Origin of the sequence: Mumia xiangluensis, from assembly GCF_010994095.1 — a bacterium.
Classification (GTDB): domain Bacteria; phylum Actinomycetota; class Actinomycetes; order Propionibacteriales; family Nocardioidaceae; genus Mumia; species Mumia xiangluensis.
In genome coordinates this window covers 259,224-276,778 of sequence record NZ_WJYO01000007.1, presented here as the reverse complement: position 1 = coordinate 276,778, position 17,555 = coordinate 259,224, and the positions used below count along the sequence as shown (strand labels likewise).

General features: G+C 72.3%; 19 protein-coding genes. 9 read left to right on the top strand and 10 right to left on the bottom strand.

The annotated features are described in order from the left end of the window. The first annotated feature begins 20 nt into the window (after positions 1–20). Both GH747_RS21160 and GH747_RS21155 read left to right on the top strand, forming a co-directional pair. Positions 21–1,463, top strand: coding sequence for an MFS transporter (locus GH747_RS21160; RefSeq protein WP_149771614.1), 1,443 nt, complete (start codon positions 21–23; stop codon positions 1,461–1,463). An 8-nt stretch (positions 1,464–1,471) separates the two neighbouring features. Continuing rightward, on the top strand, positions 1,472–2,257 hold the full coding sequence (locus GH747_RS21155) for a phosphatase PAP2 family protein (RefSeq protein ID WP_149771613.1): 786 nt from the start codon (positions 1,472–1,474) through the stop codon (positions 2,255–2,257). On the opposite strand, the gene GH747_RS21150 is transcribed toward GH747_RS21155, so the two are convergent. Beyond that, positions 2,215–3,429: an oxygenase MpaB family protein gene (locus GH747_RS21150; protein WP_149771612.1), complete on the bottom strand. Its 1,215-nt coding sequence runs from the start codon at positions 3,427–3,429 to the stop codon at positions 2,215–2,217. The two genes, GH747_RS21155 and GH747_RS21150, sit on opposite strands and share 43 nt — an antisense overlap. Before the next feature lie 53 nt (positions 3,430–3,482). On the opposite strand from GH747_RS21150, the gene GH747_RS21145 reads away from it, so the two are divergent. The 3 genes from GH747_RS21145 to GH747_RS21135 all read left to right on the top strand — a co-directional run bounded on the left by GH747_RS21145 (position 3,483) and on the right by GH747_RS21135 (position 5,404). Beyond that, a complete protein-coding gene (locus tag GH747_RS21145; RefSeq protein ID WP_149771611.1) occupies positions 3,483–4,151 on the top strand; it encodes a TetR/AcrR family transcriptional regulator in 669 nt (222 codons plus the stop codon). Between the two features lie 40 nt (positions 4,152–4,191). Continuing rightward, the gene (locus tag GH747_RS21140; protein ID WP_149771610.1) at positions 4,192–4,665 is read left to right on the top strand and encodes a hypothetical protein; all 474 of its coding nucleotides are present in this window, start codon (positions 4,192–4,194) and stop codon (positions 4,663–4,665) included. 79 nt (positions 4,666–4,744) lie between these two features. Beyond that, complete coding sequence (locus GH747_RS21135; RefSeq protein ID WP_149771609.1) at positions 4,745–5,404, top strand: nitroreductase; 660 nt, start codon at positions 4,745–4,747, stop codon at positions 5,402–5,404. Between the two features lie 21 nt (positions 5,405–5,425). Here GH747_RS21135 and GH747_RS21130 read toward each other — a convergent pair whose 3' ends face one another. Continuing rightward, positions 5,426–7,255: a glycoside hydrolase family 15 protein gene (locus tag GH747_RS21130; protein WP_149771608.1), complete on the bottom strand. Its 1,830-nt coding sequence runs from the start codon at positions 7,253–7,255 to the stop codon at positions 5,426–5,428. Between the two features lie 65 nt (positions 7,256–7,320). On the opposite strand from GH747_RS21130, the gene GH747_RS21125 reads away from it, so the two are divergent. Beyond that, positions 7,321–8,880 (top strand): FAD-dependent oxidoreductase, encoded by a 1,560-nt coding sequence (locus GH747_RS21125; protein WP_149771607.1) that lies wholly within the window; start codon positions 7,321–7,323, stop codon positions 8,878–8,880. 10 nt (positions 8,881–8,890) lie between these two features. Here GH747_RS21125 and GH747_RS21120 read toward each other — a convergent pair whose 3' ends face one another. Further along, a complete protein-coding gene (locus GH747_RS21120) occupies positions 8,891–9,193 on the bottom strand; it encodes a putative quinol monooxygenase (RefSeq protein WP_163695873.1) in 303 nt (100 codons plus the stop codon). Positions 9,194–9,307: 114 nt separating this feature from the next. On the opposite strand from GH747_RS21120, the gene GH747_RS21115 reads away from it, so the two are divergent. The 3 genes from GH747_RS21115 (at position 9,308) to npdG (ending at position 11,782) form a co-directional block, all read left to right on the top strand. Further along, a complete protein-coding gene (locus tag GH747_RS21115) occupies positions 9,308–9,769 on the top strand; it encodes a GNAT family N-acetyltransferase (RefSeq protein ID WP_149771605.1) in 462 nt (153 codons plus the stop codon). A 22-nt stretch (positions 9,770–9,791) separates the two neighbouring features. Further along, entirely contained in the window at positions 9,792–10,832 is a 1,041-nt protein-coding gene (locus GH747_RS21110; RefSeq protein WP_149771604.1) for a hypothetical protein, read from the top strand. 266 nt (positions 10,833–11,098) lie between these two features. Continuing rightward, positions 11,099–11,782 carry an NADPH-dependent F420 reductase gene (gene npdG / locus GH747_RS21105; RefSeq protein ID WP_228553034.1) on the top strand — a complete coding sequence of 228 codons (684 nt, stop codon included), beginning with the start codon at positions 11,099–11,101 and terminating at the stop codon, positions 11,780–11,782. Positions 11,783–11,794: 12 nt separating this feature from the next. On the opposite strand, the gene GH747_RS21100 is transcribed toward npdG, so the two are convergent. From GH747_RS21100 to GH747_RS21070, 7 genes are all read right to left on the bottom strand, one after another. After that, positions 11,795–12,601, bottom strand: coding sequence for a dihydrofolate reductase family protein (locus GH747_RS21100; protein ID WP_149771603.1), 807 nt, complete (start codon positions 12,599–12,601; stop codon positions 11,795–11,797). Then, a complete protein-coding gene (locus GH747_RS21095) occupies positions 12,589–13,230 on the bottom strand; it encodes a class III extradiol ring-cleavage dioxygenase family protein (RefSeq protein ID WP_149771602.1) in 642 nt (213 codons plus the stop codon). The genes GH747_RS21100 and GH747_RS21095 overlap by 13 nt, the downstream gene beginning before the upstream one ends. Positions 13,231–13,240: 10 nt before the next feature. Continuing rightward, positions 13,241–14,101 (bottom strand): dihydropteroate synthase, encoded by an 861-nt coding sequence (folP, locus tag GH747_RS21090; RefSeq protein ID WP_149771601.1) that lies wholly within the window; start codon positions 14,099–14,101, stop codon positions 13,241–13,243. Next, positions 14,095–15,057, bottom strand: coding sequence for a glucosyl-3-phosphoglycerate synthase (locus tag GH747_RS21085; RefSeq protein WP_149771600.1), 963 nt, complete (start codon positions 15,055–15,057; stop codon positions 14,095–14,097). The genes folP and GH747_RS21085 overlap by 7 nt, the downstream gene beginning before the upstream one ends. A 291-nt stretch (positions 15,058–15,348) precedes the next feature. Further along, the gene (locus GH747_RS21080) at positions 15,349–15,963 is read right to left on the bottom strand and encodes a DivIVA domain-containing protein (protein ID WP_149771599.1); all 615 of its coding nucleotides are present in this window, start codon (positions 15,961–15,963) and stop codon (positions 15,349–15,351) included. 4 nt (positions 15,964–15,967) lie between these two features. Beyond that, positions 15,968–17,122, bottom strand: a complete 1,155-nt coding sequence (locus tag GH747_RS21075) for an FAD-binding oxidoreductase (protein ID WP_149771598.1) — start codon at positions 17,120–17,122, stop codon at positions 15,968–15,970. Positions 17,123–17,127: 5 nt separating this feature from the next. After that, positions 17,128–17,517, bottom strand: coding sequence for a group I truncated hemoglobin (locus GH747_RS21070; RefSeq protein ID WP_149771597.1), 390 nt, complete (start codon positions 17,515–17,517; stop codon positions 17,128–17,130). Positions 17,518–17,555: the final 38 nt, after the last annotated feature.

Below are 17,555 nucleotides of genomic sequence, written 5' to 3'. Positions count from 1 at the left end.
GCCCCCCTCCGAGGAGTTCCATGACCGCCACACTCGCCCCTGACGGAACACGTCAGGACCTCCCCGCGCGGTCGCCGTCGGTCATCGTCGCGGTGCTCGCGTTCGCCGGCATCGTCGTCGCGCTCATGCAGAGCCTGGTGATCCCGATCGTCCCCGAGCTCCCGACCCTGCTCCACGCCGATGCTGCCGACACCGCGTGGGCGATCACTGCGACGCTCCTCGCGAGCGCCGTCGCCGTGCCGATCGTCGGGCGCCTGGGCGACATGTTCGGCAAGCGGAAGATGCTCATCCTCAGCCTGGTGGTCCTCGTCGCCGGATCGGTGCTCGGCGCACTCGCCGACACCCTGGCGGTGCTGATCGTGGCGCGTGCGCTGCAGGGGCTCGCCTCCGGCGTGATCCCGTTGGGCATCAGCATCATGCGCGACGAGCTCCCGCCCGAGAAGCTCGGCAGCGCAGTCGCGCTCATGAGTGCGTCGCTCGGCATCGGTGGCGCGCTCGGCCTGCCCGCCGCTGCCTTGATCGCCGACAACTTCTCGTGGCACGTCCTCTTCTGGACCTCGGCGGTCGCCGGCGTCGTCGCGCTCGTCGGCGTGCTGACGCTCGTCCCTGCGGCCGACCTGAAGAGCGGTGGACGATTCGACGCCGTCGGAGCCGTCGGGCTCTCGGTCGGGCTGTTCTCGATGCTGCTCGCGATCTCGAAGGGCGGGACCTGGGGCTGGGCCTCCGGGCGCACGCTCGGATTCGCCGCGCTCGCGCTCGTCGCGCTCGTCCTCTGGGCCGTCTGGGAGCTCCGGACGACCGACCCGCTGGTCGACCTCCGGACGACTGTCCGTCGCCAGGTCCTGCTGACGAACCTCGCGTCGATCATGCTCGGCTTCGCGATGTTCGGGCTGTCGCTCGTCGTGCCGCAGATCATCCAGGTCCCCGAGGCGACGGGCTACGGCTTCGGCGGCTCGATGCTCGAGGTCGGCCTCGTGATGGCACCCTCCGGGATCGTGATGATGCTGATCGCACCGGTCTCGGCGAAGGTCTCCCGCCTGTACGGGCCCAAGGTCTCCCTGATGGCCGGAGCTCTCGTGGTCGGTCTCGGCTACCTCTTCACGGTGTTCTTCATGTCCGAGGTGTGGCACTTCGTCGCCGCTGCCGTGATCACCGGCGTCGGGGTCGGGATGGCGTACGGGGCGATGCCCGCTCTGATCATGTCGGCGGTGCCCGTCACCGAGACGGCGGCGGCGAACGCACTCAACACGCTGATGCGCTCGATCGGCACCTCCGTCTCGAGTGCCGTGGCCGGTGTGGTCCTGGCGCAGATGACGCTCGACCTGGGCGGCCACGTGGTGCCGTCGGAGGACGGGCTGCGGCTCGTCCTCGCGCTCGGTGCGCTCGCTGCCTTCGTGGCCTTCGCGATCGCCGCCTTCCTTCCGCGGCGTCAGGCCGGCGAGATGCTTCCGGCCGTCCACTGATCGGCGCGATGGCGAAGGGCGTGCAGGGCGGGTCCGCACGGCGCCGCACGGCCGCACGGCCCCGCACGGTCGTGCGGCGGCGCGACGCGCGCGGGCCGCGCGAGCTGGTGCTCCTCGGCGCGCTGTTCGTCGCCTACTCGTTCACGCGCCTCGCCGCCGCGGACGACGTCGGCTCGGCCGTCCACGTCGCCTCCCGGGTCGTCGGCATCGAGGGCTTCTTCGGCCTCGACGTCGAGCGGGCGGTGGCGACGTGGACCAGCGCGCACCTGGCCGTCGCCGTCGTGTGCTCCGGGTTCTACGCGATCGCCCACTACGTGGTCACCGCGACGGTGCTCCTGCATGTCTGGGTGCGGCACCCCGAGCACTACCGGCACGTCCGCGACGTTCTGGTCGTGGCGACCCTGGCGGCGCTGGTGGTCTACCTGGTCCTGCCGACGGCGCCGCCGCGCCTCCTCCCCGGGTATCCCGACATCCTCGGCCAGACGGCTGGGTGGGGCTGGTGGGGCGACGCCGCACCGCCGGGCGGGGGAGGCATCACGAACCAGCTCGCCGCGATGCCGTCGATGCACGTCGGTTGGGCGATCTGGGTCGCGCTCGCACTGCGCACCTGCTGGCAGGGCGTCGCCGCCCGCCGACTCGTCTGGCTGTATCCGGTCGTGACCTCGCTGGTGGTCGTGGCGACGGCGAACCACTGGGTGCTCGACGCCGTCATGGGCGTGGTCTTCGTCGGGCTCGCGTCCGCCGTGGTGCGTCAGCGCAGCGCGCCGACGTCCTGGGCGGCGTCGTCCCCGTAGTAGTCGCGCAGGAGGTCGGCCGCGACCCTGTCGCCCCACGCCTCGAGCCTGCGGCGCCCCGCCTCGCCGCGGCCGAGCACCCGGTAGCGCACGGTGTTCTCGGCGATCGTGGCCAGCGTCGCCCACGGGAGCCGGACAGGAAGTCCCAGCTCGCGCATGCTGCGGGGACCGAGGAACGTCGTGAGCATCGACAGGGTGCGCTCCTGGCGTACGGCGCCGCGCGGGAGGTCGCGCAGCGTCTCGATGATCGACTGCGCGAGCTGCGGTCCCGCGTCGGAGATGTCGGCCTGTGCGAGCACGAGGTGGTAGTTCAGCCGGTGCCGCTCGCGTTCGGTGTCGACCAGCCAGAGGTCGTCGACGCCCATCAGCCATCCGACGTACTTCCAGAGGTGCATGACGGCGCGCGACTCGTGACGAGTCACCGGTACGCCGAGTGAGCGCGCACCGAGGAGGAGGACGCCGTCGAACAGGCCGAGGGTCGCGGCCTGGTCGGTCTGGTTGATCGGCAGTCCCCACCGCGCCACGTCCCACGTGGGCTCGAACGTGTGGTTCACGAGGGCGTGCATCGCGCGGACGTGGACGGTCAGGCGCCAGCCCTCGCCGTACGGGAGGAGGGCGTCGGGCTGTGCGAGGGCGACCGCCCACTTCTGCGTCTCGGCGAGGCGGCGTCGTGTCATGTCGCCGGTCAGGCCGCCGGTGGCGACGAGCAGGTCGGTCGGCCCGCCGAACCGGTAGCCGCCGATCAGCGACAGCTGGAGGAGGACGTCGGCGGCGTTGCGGCCGAACCGGCGCTGCACCCGGCCCGCCTCGGCGATCAGGTCGAGGTCGACCCAGTCCGGCGTGGCCTCGACCGCGGTGAAGAAGTCCGTGAGCGCTGCGGGCGCGTCGGGCACCGCGGCTGGGTCGGCGAGCCGGGCCGCGAAGTCGCGCATCGACACCCGTCCGGGGGCGTCGGCTCGCAAACGCATCGCCTCCGCGAGGCGGTGACCGACCTCGTCGCGCTCGAGGAAGCCGGCACCGATGCGGGCCATCAGCTCCTCGTCGACCGCGTGGACCCGGCCGACGAGGCGCAACGGCTTCGCGATGCGGGCGCTGCGCTCCTCGTACTCGCGGAAACGGGTCGGGAGGGTGGGGGAGCCGGGCGCGGCCGGGGCGCTCTCGAGCGTCGTCATGGCTCCATCCTGACGCGAGCCAGGACTCGCATACCAGTCGTATGCTGAGCGCCATGACCGCGCCCGGACCACCGCCGTACGGCAGCCCCGACGCCCTCCGCCCACGCAAGCAGCCACGTCAGGCCCGCTCGCGGGCCACCGTCGACCGCATCCTCGCCTCGGGCCGCGAGGTGCTGCTGAGCGATGGTTACGACGCCTTCTCGACGAACCGGGTCGCCGACGCGGCAGGGATCAGCCCGGGGTCGCTCTACCAGTACTTCCCGAACAAGCACGCGATCGTCGCCGCCATCGTCGACCGCTACTCCGACGACGTGTCGGACCAGGTCGCCGCGTCGCTCGTCGACCGGCTCGGCGAGGTCGGTCCCGCGATGGTCCGCGCGTGCGCGGATGCGCTGCTGACCGCGCTCGAGGAGAACGCCGACCTGCTCCGTGTCGTGTTCGAGGAGCTCCCGGCTCGGCAGAACGCCGCACGCCGCGCAGCGCTCGAGCGTCGCGTGCAGGACCTCGTCGCCGCGTACCTCGCCGCCAGCCGCGCCGGAGAGCCGTCGCCACGGCAGCCGACCGTCGTCGCGTGGGTGCTGGTGCTCGCGGTCGAGAACCTCGCCGTCCGCTGGGTCCTCGACGCGCCGCCGATCCCGCGCGACGTCGTCCTCGACGAGCTCGTCCGGCTCAGCCTCGGCTACCTGCAGGCCGACCGAGGTGCGGGGGGCGCGTCGGCCTGACACCGTGAGGAGCCAGGTGCACGCACACTCAGGGGGTTCCATGACCACGTCCCGCGCGCTGGCGTCCGCTGCCGCCGTCCTCGTCCTGCTCGCGACCGCGGCCTGCGGCGACGACGACCCGGACGACGACGACACACCGACGCCTGCCGCGACGACGGACGCGCCGTCCGAGGCGACGCCGACGACCGGTGCGACGAGCGGCTCCGACGACGACCGGATGGAGTTCGAGCTCGACACGGCCGACGACTCCGTCGACGTCGACGGGGCGGCCACGGCGTGCGACAACCCTGACGAGGGGACGCTGAACGTCACCTTCGCCGACGACGGCGCCACGGTCGTCGTCGCTGTCAGCGGCGGCACGGGCAGCGTCACGGTGTCCGGGTCGACGGAGTTCGAGGGCCGGATCACGTCGATGATCATCGGCGACGACGGCTCGGTGAACGCGTCGGGCGAGGGCACGCTCGCCGACGACACCGCGCAGCCGACGACCTTCACGCTCGAGGGCAGGTGCTGACGGCCGGGTGAGACCCGGTCGCCGCGAGCGGCACACCGCGTGGGAGGCTCCTTCGCACGACCTCGCGAAGGAGCCCCTCATGCAGCTGTCGGACGTGCTCGCCCAGCGGTGGAGCTGCCGCGCGTTCCGCAGCGAGCCGGTGCCCGCGGAGACGCTGCGCGACGTGCTGACGCTCGCCCAGCGGACCGCCTCGTGGTGCAACACCCAGCCGTGGCACGTCCACCTCCTGAGCGGTGACGCCACGCGCGAGCTGGCGGCGAGCCTGACCGCGCACGTCCAAGAGAACGCGCCGTCCTCCGACCTGCCCACCCCGCAGGAGTACTCCGGCGTCTACCGGCAGCGGCGCCGCGACTCCGGCTTCGCGCTGTACGAGAGCCTCGGCATCGAGCGCGACGACCTGGCTGCGCGTGGTGCGCAGATGCTCAGGAACTTCACCTTCTTCGGGGCGCCGCACGCGGCCATCATCACGACCGACAGGGCGCAGGGCGTCTACGGTGCCGTCGACTGCGGCGGTTACGTCGCGAACCTCCTCAACGCCGCGCACGCGTACGGCGTCGCGACGGTCGCGCAGGCCGCGATCGCGATGTACTCCGACCACGTGCGCGAGGTCCTCGGCATCGCCGACGACCGGCTCGTCGTCTGCGCGGTCGCGCTCGGCCACGCCGACGAGGAGCACCCGGTGAACGGCTTCCGTACGACACGCGCGCCGCTGGAGGAGAGCGTCACGTTCGTGACGTGACCGGCGCCGACGCGGCCGCCGTCACGGTTGCGGGACGTCTCCGAACGGGCCGGCCTCACCCATCGACAGGTTCGCGGCCGACACGATGAGTCCGAGGTGCGAGAACGCCTGAGGGAAGTTGCCCAGCATCCGGCCGGCGGCGGGGTCGTACTCCTCCGCGAGCAGGCCGACGTCGTTGCGCAGGGCCAGGAGGCGCTCGAACAGCGCCCGGGCGTCCGCCGTACGGCCGATGAGGGCCAGCGCGTCGACCAGCCAGAACGTCGTCATCACGAACGCCCCTTCGCCGGGCGGGAGACCGTCGACGGCGTGCTCGACCGTCATCGGATAGCGCATGAGCAGACCGTCGACGAGCAGGTCGGCCTCGACCGCCTCCACCGTGCCGACGATGCGTGGATCGTCGTGCGGGAGGAAGCCGACCCGCGCGAGCATGAGCAGTGAGGCGTCGACGACGTCCGCGCCGTAGAACTGGACGAAGCTGTTCTTCGCGTCGCTCCAGCCCTTCTCGCAGACCTCGGCGTGCACGGCGTCGCGCAGCTCGGCCCACCGCTGCACCGGCACGACGTCGGTGAGGGCGAGCCGCTCGGCGATCCGGACGGCTCGGTCGAACGCGACCCACGCCATCACCTTCGAGTGGACGAAGTGGCGGCGTGGTCCGCGGATCTCCCAGATGCCTTCGTCGGGGTCCTGCCAGACCTTCTCGAGGTGCTCCATGAGCGCGGGCAGCATCGCGTCCTGCTGGTGGCGGAGCGCTGGCAGGTCCTCGGGGTGGGTGACGAGATCGGCCTTGACCGCCGTCCACGAGGCATCCAGGACCTCGCCGAACACGTCGAGCTGGAACTGGTCGCTGGCGGCGTTGCCGATGCGGACCGGGCGCGAGTCCTCGTACCCGGGCAGCCAGTCGAGCTCGATCTCGGTCAGGCGCCGCTCGCCGCGCACGCCGTACATGATCTGGAACTCGCCGGGGCTGCCGGCGACAGCACGGCGCAGCCAGCGGTACCAGGCCTGCGCCTCCGAGTCGTACCCGCTGAGCACCAGCGCCTGCAGCGCGAACGACGCGTCGCGCAGCCACGAGTAGCGGTAGTCCCAGTTGCGGACTCCGCCGACGAGCTCGGGCAGCGACGTCGTGGCAGCTGCGGCGATCGCTCCGGACGGCGAGTACGACAGTGCCTTCAGGGTGATCAGCGAACGCAGCACCTCGTCGCTCCAGTCGCCCTCGTACGAGCACCGCCCCGCCCACTCGCGCCACCAGCTCTCGGCGCGGGAGCACGCCGCCAGCGCGTCGAGGGGGAGCGGCGGGTCGGTGAGGGAGTCGTACCAGACCAGCGAGAAGCCCAGGGTCTGGTCCTCGCTGCACGTGAAGTCGGCGACGGTCCGCATGTCCTTGCCCTCCACCGGCACGCCGGAGTGGAGGCGGAGCCCGTCCGCGCCGGCGACGAGCGTCTGACCGCCAGGGACGCTGTTGACCCACGGGGTGATCGAGCCGTAGTCGTAGCGCACCGCGAGGTCCATCGTCATCGGGACGGTGCCGGTGCGGCCCTCGACGACCCGGAAGATCCGCGGGTGCGCGTCCGGCGGCGCCATGAAGTCGACCACGGCGACGGTGCCGCTCGCCGTCTCGTACTCGGTCTCCAGGACGAGCGTGTCGTGGCGGTACCACCGGCGGACGGAGACGATCTCCTCCGCCGGTCGCAGCAGCCAGCGCCCGTGGCTCTCGTCGCCCAGGAGCGCGGCGAAGCACGCTCCGGAGTCGATCCGCGGCGTGCACCACCAGTCGATCGAGCCGGTGCGCCCGACCAGGGCGACCGTCTCGGTGTCGCCGATGATCGCGTAGTCCTCGATCCGATCCGCCACTGCCTGCACCTCGTTCCCCGTCGGCTTCGCCAGCCTAGCCACGCGACGCGCCCTAGGCTCGGCTCATGAATCCTCGGCCGAGGAGCGATGCGGGAGCGCCCGCCGACGTCCTGGTGGTCGGCGCGGGTCCGACCGGTCTCGCCCTCGCGCTGGAGCTCGCGGCACAGGGTGTCGACGTGAGGGTCGTCGACGCGGCGCCCGACGCGGTCCACGAGTCGCGCGCGATGGTCATCCAGGCACGGACGCTGGAGCTGCTCGACCGGCACGGCGTCGCCGACGATCTCGTCTCAGCGGGCGACCACGCCGGGAGCGTCACTGTGCACGGACGGGGGAGGGCGGCGACGATCCCGCTCTTCGACGCGGCGGTCGCGGAGACGGCGTACCCGTTCCTGCTCTTCCTCTCGCAGGCCGAGACCGAGCGGATCCTGCTCGGGCACCTCGCGCGGCGCGAGGTGTACGTCGAGCGCGCGAGCCCGGTCGTCGCCGTGGAGCAGGACGGCGACCTGGTCACGTGCACGGTCGGGCGTGGCGACGGAGACGCCGAACGCGTCACGGCGCGGTACGTCGTGGGCTGCGACGGTGCCCACAGTGCGGTGCGCGCGGGCGCAGGGATCGCGTTCCGCGGTCGGACGTACCCGCAGTCCTTCGTCCTCGCCGACGTGGAGGCGGACGGTCTGGGCGACGGCGTCCATGCGTACGTCGGTCCGACCGGGCTGGTCTTCTTCTTCCCGCTCGCCCACCCCGCGCCGTGGCGTGTCCTCACCGCGCGACCGGCGGAAGCCCGCGGGGCGACGACGCTGGGCGAGCTCCAGCGGGTGGTCGCGGCACAGACCGGCGGCGGCGTGACCGTCCGGGACCCGGCCTGGATGACGGACTTCTCGATCTCCGAACGGTGCGTCGACCGGCTGCGCGCCGGTCGGGTGCTGCTCGCGGGGGACGCGGCGCACATCCACAGCCCGGCCGGTGGGCAGGGCATGAACACCGGCATCCAGGACGCCGTGAACCTCGGTTGGAAGCTCGCCCTGGTCTGCCGCGGGATGGCCACGCCCGCGCTGCTGGACACCTACGAAGCCGAGCGCCTGCCGGTCGCGCGGCGCGTCGTGGCGACGACCGGTCGCGCGTTCCGTGTCGCGACGTCGTCGAACCCGCTGGTCCGCTTCCTCCGACCACGAGCGGCCCCGAGGGTGCTGCCGCTGCTTGCGCGGGTGCCGGCGCTGCGGCGAGCGGGGTTCCGGGCGGTGTCGGAGCTCGACGTCGGCTACCGCGGCGGGCCGCTCGCCGTCGACGCGAGCGGACGGCGTACGGACGGCGTGCGTGCGGGAGACCGGCTGCCGGACGGTCAGGTCGTCGTGGACGGCCTCGAGGGTCGGCTCCACCGCAACCTCTCCGCGACGTCGTTCACGCTCGTGCTGCGCGGCCCGGCCGACCGGTGGTCGGCCGCGGACGTCCGGGCGCTGGAGGCCCGCTGGGGAGCCGTCCTGCGGACGTGCAGGGTCGGCGCCGCAGGCCAGAGCACGCAGCTGCTGGTGCGCCCGGACGGCTACGTCGGCCATCGCGCCGACGGCGGGGACCTGAGCGGCGTCGACCGCTATCTGAGGTCGGTGCTCGGGTCCACCGCCGCCTGAGGCGCGAGGATCAACCCTGCTGGTCGCCGACCGGCCGCAGGAGCAGGACCTCCATCGGCTCCGCGAGGAGGTCGGTGACCGCCGCGACGAGCTCGGTGAACTCCGCGGACGAGCCGTGCTGGCGCAGCGCGTCGCCCGACGCGTACGCCTCGAGCAGGACGTACGCGGCGTCGTCGTCCACCCGGCGCTGCAGGTCGTAGCGCTCGCAGCCCTCCTGCGCGAGCATGGCGGGGCGCGCGGTGGCGATGGCGGACTCGAAGGCCGGGCCCTCGCCCTCCTTGACCGTGAACAGCGCGACGACGTTGATCGTCATGGGGGATCTCCTTGCTCGGGACCGCCGGGCGGCCCCGTTGTCGGGTAGGGGCACCCTAGCGACGCTCAAGGGCAGGGTCACCTGCGCGAAACATCGCCGTACGACCATGGTGTGGTGACGATCCTCATCGACCGTGCCGACTTCACCGACCGGCGGCTCGCCGCCTTCCTCCAGGCGCACCTCGACGACCTCGCCCCGACCGCGCCTGCCGAGAGCAGGCACGCGCTCGACCTGTCCTCGCTGGCGGTCCCTGAGGTACGGATGTGGGTCGCGGAGGGCGGCGGCGAGATCATCGGCACCGCCGCACTGGCCGCGCTGGAGCCGGACCACGAGGAGCTCAAGAGCATGCGGACCGATCCGCAGCACCGCGGACGGGGCGTCGCGAAGGGTCTGCTCGAGCACGTGCTCGCCGACGCGCGGAGCCGCGGTGTGGCTCGCGTGTCGCTCGAGACCGGCACCATGGACTTCTTCGCGGCGGCCCGGGCGCTCTACGCGCGGGCGGGGTTCGTGGCGTGCGACCCCTTCGGCTCGTACCAGCACGACCCGAACAGCACCTTCATGACGCGTACCCTCTGAGCAGACGGAGGGGGTGCCCGCGGTGGACATCGACGACGTGGCGCGAGACCTGTACGCCGTGCTGCCCGCGGACTTCGTCAGCACCCGCACCGCGAGCGCCAAGGACGCCCGCGCCGCAGGCGACGCCGCACTCGCCCGGCGCATCGCCGCCCTTCGCAAGCCGACGAAGGCCGCGTGGGCGACGAACCTCCTCGTACGCCGCGAGCGCGACCGGGTCGACACGCTGCTCGCCCTGGGGGTCGAGCTCCGCGACGCGCAGGACCGGCTCGACGCTGGTGAGCTGCGGGCGGCCGCGTCCCGTCGGCGTGCGCTCGTCGCCGACCTCGTGGGGGACGCCCGCAGGCTCGCCGAGCAGGCCGGCGAACCCCTCGGAGATCCCGGGGCGGACGCGGTCGCCAGGACGTTGAACGCCGCCCTCACCGACGCGCGCGCGGCGGCCGCGTTGGAGACCGGGCTGCTGGTGGACTCCCTGACGTCGACCGGGTTCGAGCCCATCGACCTCGACGGTCTCGTGGCGGTGCCGGAGGCGGTCGGCGACGTCGTCGGGCGACCTCGGCTGCGGCTGGTGAAGTCGCCGGAGCCGACGAGCCGGCAGAAGGCGAAGAAGGCCGAGAAGGCTGAGAAGGCCGAGCCGGAGAAGCCGACGAGCCGGCAGAAGGCGAAGAAGGCCGAGAAGGCGGAGAAGGCTGAGAAGGCTGAGCCCGAGAAGGCGGCAAAGCAGGGGAGGGCGAAGAAGGCGGAGAAGGCGAAGGCTGAGAAGGCGAAGGCTGAGAAGGCGAAGGCTGAGAAGGCGAAGAAGGAGGCGGGCGCTGCGCTCCGGGCGGCGCGGGAGCGGCTGAGCAGTGCACGCGACGCGGTCTCGGCGGCTCAGCAGCGTGCGGCAGCGGCGACGGACGCCGTCGACGACCTCGAGCGGCGCCGCGCCGCACTCCGTGACGAGCTCGAAGGCATCGACGCGGCACTGACGCGTGGCCAGCGCGAGGCGAAGGAGGCGCTGCGCGCCAACGCCGCCGCCGAGCGCGAGGAGGCACGGGCTCGACGCGCGCTCGACGACCTCAGCTGACCGCCGTACGGCGTCGGCATCGGTGCGCTGGTGGTCACCGCGCCGCGGCCAGTGACCACCAGCGCACCAACGGCGCTCGACGGGCAGCAGGGTCGGCGTGGTCGCGGCACACGATGCCCGATCACGGCTCACGAACCATCCGATCGGTGGACCGCGTGCGGAACGCCGTCACCCTCCTGGCAAGGTGAGCACGAGACGGGCTGGACCCTGGCCCGGACGACTGTTGTCCCCGGGAGGCCCCGGGCGGCGATGAGAGGAAAGCAGACATGACGATGTCCGAACAGTGGGCCGACCGGACCGTGGCAGTGCTCGGTGGCACCGGACCGCAGGGACGCGGGCTGGCCCGACGCTTTGCCGCCGCCGGCATCCGGGTCGTGCTCGGCTCGCGTGACGCAGGCCGCGCCTCCGACGTGGCCGCGACGCTGGCCGAGTCGATCGGCGGCGGATCGGCGGCGGTGACCGGTGCGACCAACGCCGACGCGGCCGCTGCGGGCGACATCGTGCTGGTGGCCGTGCCGTGGGACGGGCACCGAGAGCTCCTCGTCGAGCTCGCCCCGCAGCTGGCCGGCAAGATCGTCGTCGACTGCGTGAACCCGCTGGGCTTCGACAAGCAGGGTGCGTACGCGCTGCCGGTCGAGGAGGGGTCCGCGGCCCAGCAGGCGCGCGCCGTGCTCCCGGACTCCATCGTCACCGCGGCGTTCCACCACGTCTCGGCCGTGCTGCTCGAGGACCCCGAGGTCACGACCGTCGACACCGACGTCCTCGTCCTCGGCGACGACCGCGAGGCGACCGACCTCGTGCAGGAGCTCGCGTCGGCGATCCCCGGCGTCCGTGGCGTGTACGGCGGCCGCCTCCGCAACGCACACCAGGTCGAGGCGCTCACCGCGAACCTCATCAGTGTGAACCGTCGCTACAAGGTGCACGCGGGCCTTCGGGTCACCGACCTCTGAGCCTGGCGCCGGTCAGGCCGGTGGGTCCGTCGCCTCGATGGCCCACCGGCCGAGCAGCGCGCCGTCGTGCTCGACGAGGAGGCGAGGCACGGTCGTACGGTCGATGCCCAGGCCGTGGGCGATCCGCGGGTGGTCGCCTGCGACGAACTTCGGCGACACCGTCAGGCACAGCTCGTCGATCCGGCCGTCGGTCACCATCGTGGCCAGGAACGTCGGACCGCCTTCGCACAGGCCGCGGGTCCAGCCGCGTGCGGCGAACGCGTCGGTCATCGCGACGAGGTCGACCGAGCTGTCCCCGAGGACCAGCACGTTGTCGGGACCGAGCCGCTCCGCGGCGAGGTCCAGCGCCGTACGCCCTGCTGAGCCGCACGTCACGAGCAGGACGTCGCCGTCGCCGTCCCGTGGCTCGGCGAGGAGCGAGTCCGGCACCCGACCGCGGCGGCTCACGACCGCGAGAGCGGGAGCCTGCGGGCGACCGTCGCGGAGCGCGGACCACACCTGAGCCGGCGGGCGCGGAGCACGGTAGCCCTCGCGCTCGACCGTCCCTGCACCCACGACGACGACGTCGGCCAGTGCCCGGAGCAGACCGAACACCTCCTTGTCGAGCGCGTCGCTGATCGTGCCCGAGAGCCCGTCGCTGCCCGTCGCGGCGCCGTCGAGGGTCGACACCATGTTGGCGCGCGCCCACCAGCGCGTGTCAGCGGCCTCCGGGTAGGCATAGAGCGTCGGGAGGTCGGCGAGGTCGGGCTGCCGAGCTCCGGAACCCTGCGGAGGACCCACCTCGTCGACCCGGTGGAGCTCATCGATCAGGATGCGCACGACCACACCACCACGAAGTACATGACCCCGAAGGGGTCGTCGGCCCAACGGAGGTCTCCGACGGGTGACGGCGCAGCGGACTGGGTCGCCGCAGCGAGCAGGACGAGCGCTCGGTGGCCGGCAGCGAGCAGCGCGTCCGCGAGCTCGACGTCCTGGGCCAGCAGCGCCGCCGGATCGGGTGTCTCGAGGGCGGCACGGGTGACCTCGTCGTACGCGGAGGCACGCGGGTCGAGGTGGCCGGGCGCCTTCTCGGTACGGCGCGCGCTGCCCTCGGCGAGCACCAGGATCGCCACGTCGTCGGTGCGCTCGAGGAGCGGCCCGGCCAGCTTCTCGATGTCCGAGGTGTCGGCGTCGGCGGGGACCACGAGATGCTCGACGCGGGGGCGGTCTGCCGCCGCGACGGCGTCGAGAGCCCCGCTGAGGAGCATCTCCGCGACCCGCTGGGGGAGCGACGGCGAGCGCACCGGGTCCTCGACCGTCACGACGACCACGACGTCCGGCCGCTGCGCGAGGAGGTCGGTGACCGCGCGCACGCACACCTCGCGCAGCTCACGGCCGACGTCCTCCTGACCGGCGAGCTCGGGCAGCAGCAGCGGGGGAGCGGGGCAGACGGCTCCTGCGACGATCACCTGACGCTCCTCACGCGAGCCCTCGGACCGCGCGGCTCGGCCGGCGTACACCGCGGATCGTCGACACCATGTCGACGACCTGCCGCGTCTCGGTGACCTCGTGGACGCGGAACACCCGCGCGCCGTGCCACGTGCAGATCGCCGTCGCGCCGAGCGTGCCCATCAGGCGCTCGCCGACCGGCAGGTCGAGCGACTCACCGACGAAGTCCTTGTTGGAGAGCGACACGAGCACCGGCCAGCCCGTCGCCACCATCTCGTCGAGTCGACGCGTGACCTCCAGGGAGTGCCACGTGTTCTTGCCGAAGTCGTGGGCGGGATCGATGAGGATCCGGTCGCGGTCGACGCCCAGGCTCACCGCCCGTTCCGCCAGGCCGACCGTCGTCGCGATCGCGTCGGCGACCACGTCGGCGTACTCGACGCGGTGGGGCCGCGTCCGCGGTTGCTGCGGGCCGACGTGAGTGCAGACCAGTCCGACGTCGAACTCGGCTGCGACCTCGGCGAGGTCGGGGTCCGCGCCGCCCCACGCGTCGTTGAGGAGATCGGCACCCGCCGCGCACACGGCGCGTCCGACGCTCGCCCGCCAGGTGTCCACGCTGATGATCAGGTCAGGGTGCTCGGCACGCACCTTGGCGACGAAGTCGACGACGCGGCGCATCTCCTCGTCGGCACTGATCTCGACCCCCGGAGCGGCCTTGATGCCGCCGATGTCGACGATCTCGGCGCCCTGGTCGACGACGGCACGGACGCGTTCGAGCGCGGCGTCCTCCTGCCAGGTGGCGCCCTTGTCGTAGAACGAGTCGGTGGTCCGGTTGACGATGGCCATCATCAGCGTCTCGTCGTCGCCGAACGTGCGGCGCCCCAGTCTCAGCACGGGTGCTCCGCGGTTTCCCTGCTGCGGTACCCCGCGACGGACACCGCCGGCGGGCGTTCGTCGACCGGGACGAAGCGGTCGAGCGCGACCGGCTCCTCGTCGCGGATCGCGAACTGACGCAGGTGCACGGTCTCCGGCCGCTCGGTCGCACGGCCCGCTCGGTCCCGCGCCATCGCCAGGATCTGGGTAGCCATCACACCGAGATCGTGGAGGCCCTGGTGGCCGTGCTCGCGGCGTCCGAGATCGACCTGGGCGATCGCCGCGGCACCGTGCGCCGCAGCGGTGTCGACCAGTGCTGCCAGCTCGACTGCGTAGCCCGTCGGGACCGACAGCTCGGCGAACCACGATCTGCGGATGGCCCACTCGCCCGCGAGGGGCTGGACGAGCCCGCTCAGCTCCGGCCACTGCAGCGCGATGACGGGACGGGCGACCAGCTCGGTGACACGCCCTGCCGCCAGGGCCGAGCCGTCGCCGAGGATCAGCGGGCGCTCGTAGAAGCCCTTGACGAGGTCGATGCCCCGGTCTTCGAGGAACGGCCCGACGAGGTTGACGACGAAGTCGGTCTCCCACTCGACGAGGTCGGCGTCCATGAAGACGAGGATGTCGCCCTCGGTCACGAACAGCGACTTCCACATCGCCTCGCCCTTGCCCGGTCGGCTGCCGAGCTCGGGGGCGATCTCGGACGCGCGGTGCACCCGCGCGCCGGCCGCGGCCGCGACGGCGTACGTGGCGTCCGTCGAGTCGGAGTCGACGACGACGAGCTCGTCGATCAGCGGCACGGCGTCGACCAGATCGGAGACGAGGCGCTCGACGATGCTGCCGATCGTCTTCTCCTCGTCGCGCGCGGGGAGGACGACGCTGACCCGCAGACCCTGCCGACGCTTGCGCTCGGCGAGCTCGGCCGCGCTCCATCGACCTCGCCCGAACGTGCGGCGGTTCGCGACTGGGTGGCTCACCTTCGAAATGGTAGTTCACCTCTCCTGACCGGCCCGGGCGCCGACTCCTGCGTCAGAGGCGGGCGTCGACCTGCCAGTCCGCGGCAGCGGTGATCTCCGCGCGGCGTGCCTCGAGTCGTCGTCGGCCAGGCACGGGAGCACCACGAGAGGCTCGTCCGACCACCGGCTCTCGGCGGACATCCCGGCCTCTCGAACCCGTGCTCGATCGCCGCACGACCGCGTCCGACGCCTGGACGCTCACCCGACCGCCCCGGGGCGGCCATGCGCACTCCGGGGCGGCCGGACGGGAGCCTAGCGATCGCGCCGCGGCCGCTGGCGTGACTCGTCGACCTGGTCGAGCCGCGGCATCTCGCCGAGCGCGTCGACCTGCTCGGTGAGCGCGTCGAGCACCGAGCGCAGCTGGATCTGGGCGACCTTCGCGAACGTACGGACGTACTCGATCTCCGCGATCGGGTGGTCGTACCGGGTGCCGCCGGAGCCGTCGCCGTTGTCCGGTGCCGACCTGGACTGCTCGGCCCTGACCTGCTCGGCGGTCTCGGCCGCCTTCTCTGCGGCCGCCGCCGCTGCCGCGTGCGCGTCGCGGACGATGTCGCGCTGCTGCGAGCGGGCCGACACCATGAGCTCGCGAGCGTGCGACACCGCCTCGTCGATCAGGCTGTCGGCGATCTTCTGCGCCTCGGCGAACATGATCACCGCTTGAGCGCTGATCGGCTCGGTGCTCTTGACGTCACGCGCCTTCAGCTCGGTGCGAAGGGAGTCGTTCTCGTCCTCGAGGCGCTGCACCGCGGTCGCCAGCTCACGCAGGAAGATGCCGACCTCGTCCTCGTCGAACCCGCGTCGGCGCACCGTGAAGCTCGCGCGGCGGATCTCGGACGCGATCTTGTTGACGTCGATGGGGGTGGTCATGGCGTCACTCCGTCCTTCCCGTGTCGGCGGACGGCGGTGAGCCGCTCGTCCCGAAGTCCTCGTAGCGGATGTCGTCGGGGGAGAATCCGGCTGCGACGAGGTCGGTCAACGAGCCCTCGACCATCGCTCCCGAACCACACACCATGACGCGGTAGCCTGCCCAACCCCCCTGGGCGGCCGCAACCTCGGCCACGTTGCCGCGGAGCCCGCGGTAGCTCGCGTCGTCGGAGACGACGGTGTCGTACGAGAACCACGGAAGCTCGGCGTACGCCCTCATGGCCTCGTCGTCGTACAGGTTCCACGGCATCCGGGCGCCGTGGAAGAGGTGCACCTTCGGGCCCTTGCCGGTCGCACGCCACAGGCGGTCGACCTGCTCGACCACGGCCTTGAAGGGCGCGAGCCCGGTCCCTCCGGCGATGAGCAGGAGGTCGCGGGACGGGTCGTCCATCGTGAGGGCCGTGCCGATCGGTGCGCTCATGCGCACGGTGTCTCCGACCGTGAGCTCCTTGACCATCGCGCTGCTGACCTGCCCGCCGTCGACGATCTGCACGTGCAGGTCGAGCGTGCCGTCCTCGCGGGGAGCGTTGGCGGGGCTGTAGTAGCGCCACAGGCGCTCGCGCTGGGGGGCCTCGACCGCCACGGACTGACCCGGCTCGTACGGGAGTGGTTGCTGCGGGCGGATCTGGATCACCGCGACGTCGAGCGTGCGGCGCTCGACGGAGACGACGTCGGCGTCCCACCACGACGGGGCGGTCTTGGCGGCCTCCTCGGCGCCCTGGACCATCGTCTTGGCGATCACGCCGTACGCCGCTGCCCAGTCGGCGGCGAGCTCGTCGGTCCACTGCTCGCCGAGGAAGTGCTGGAGCGTCGCGAGCAGCGATGCGCCGACCGCGTTGTACTGGTCGGGCGTGGCGCGGAAGCGCCGGTGGTCGTTGCCGAGCTGGCCGAGGAGAGGCGCGACGGTGTCGAACCGGTCGACGTTGCTCACGACCGCGCCGAGCGCGGCCACCAGCTTGTCGCGCTGACCCGACATCGAGATCGGGAACATGCTCCGGACGTCGGGATGGGACAGGAACAGGTGCGAGTAGAAGAACAGGGGTACGTCGTCACCGTTCTTCGCGACGTACGCCCAGCTCTCCTTCAGTGCTGCTGCATCCACGCCGGTCAGTTCTGCGGGGCGACGATCTCGGGCTCGACGGCCCCGAGCGTCCCACCGAGTGAGGCGATGATGTCGTCCGGCACGCCGGCGTCCACGAGAACGCCGACCAGGTGCTCGGTCACGCGCGCGTACGCCTCGGGGGTGATCGCGAGGCCGGCGTGGGCGTCGCGGAGCTCGCGGCCCTCGTACGAGACCGGGCCGTCGAGCAGGTGCGAGATGAGCTGCACCTGGTGACGCTTGAGGTTCGTTAGGTCGCTGTCGGTGAAGTACGGGGCGAGAGTCTCGTCAGCGAGCACGAGCTCGTAGAACCGGTCGACGACGACCTTGACGGCGGCTCCACCACCCACGCGCTCGTAGGGGGTCTGCTCGTCCTGAGCTGCGACGGCCTCGGTCATGGGGGCGCTCCCTTCTGCGTGGTCGACTCCGGATTTGC

Excerpts from the sequence above, each read along its gene's own strand:
- GH747_RS21125 (WP_149771607.1), top strand. The coding sequence starts at position 7,321 with ATGAATCCTCGGCCGAGGAGCGATGCGGGAGCGCCCGCCGACGTCCTG.
- GH747_RS21080 (WP_149771599.1), bottom strand. The coding sequence starts at position 15,963 with ATGACCACCCCCATCGACGTCAACAAGATCGCGTCCGAGATCCGCCGC.
- GH747_RS21155 (WP_149771613.1), top strand. The coding sequence starts at position 1,472 with ATGGCGAAGGGCGTGCAGGGCGGGTCCGCACGGCGCCGCACGGCCGCA.
- GH747_RS21140 (WP_149771610.1), top strand. The coding sequence starts at position 4,192 with ATGACCACGTCCCGCGCGCTGGCGTCCGCTGCCGCCGTCCTCGTCCTG.
- GH747_RS21120 (WP_163695873.1), bottom strand. The coding sequence starts at position 9,193 with ATGACGATCAACGTCGTCGCGCTGTTCACGGTCAAGGAGGGCGAGGGC.
- GH747_RS21160 (WP_149771614.1), top strand. The coding sequence starts at position 21 with ATGACCGCCACACTCGCCCCTGACGGAACACGTCAGGACCTCCCCGCG.
- GH747_RS21145 (WP_149771611.1), top strand. The coding sequence starts at position 3,483 with ATGACCGCGCCCGGACCACCGCCGTACGGCAGCCCCGACGCCCTCCGC.
- npdG (WP_228553034.1), top strand. The coding sequence starts at position 11,099 with ATGACGATGTCCGAACAGTGGGCCGACCGGACCGTGGCAGTGCTCGGT.
- GH747_RS21070 (WP_149771597.1), bottom strand. The coding sequence starts at position 17,517 with ATGACCGAGGCCGTCGCAGCTCAGGACGAGCAGACCCCCTACGAGCGC.
- GH747_RS21150 (WP_149771612.1), bottom strand. The coding sequence starts at position 3,429 with ATGACGACGCTCGAGAGCGCCCCGGCCGCGCCCGGCTCCCCCACCCTC.
- GH747_RS21135 (WP_149771609.1), top strand. The coding sequence starts at position 4,745 with ATGCAGCTGTCGGACGTGCTCGCCCAGCGGTGGAGCTGCCGCGCGTTC.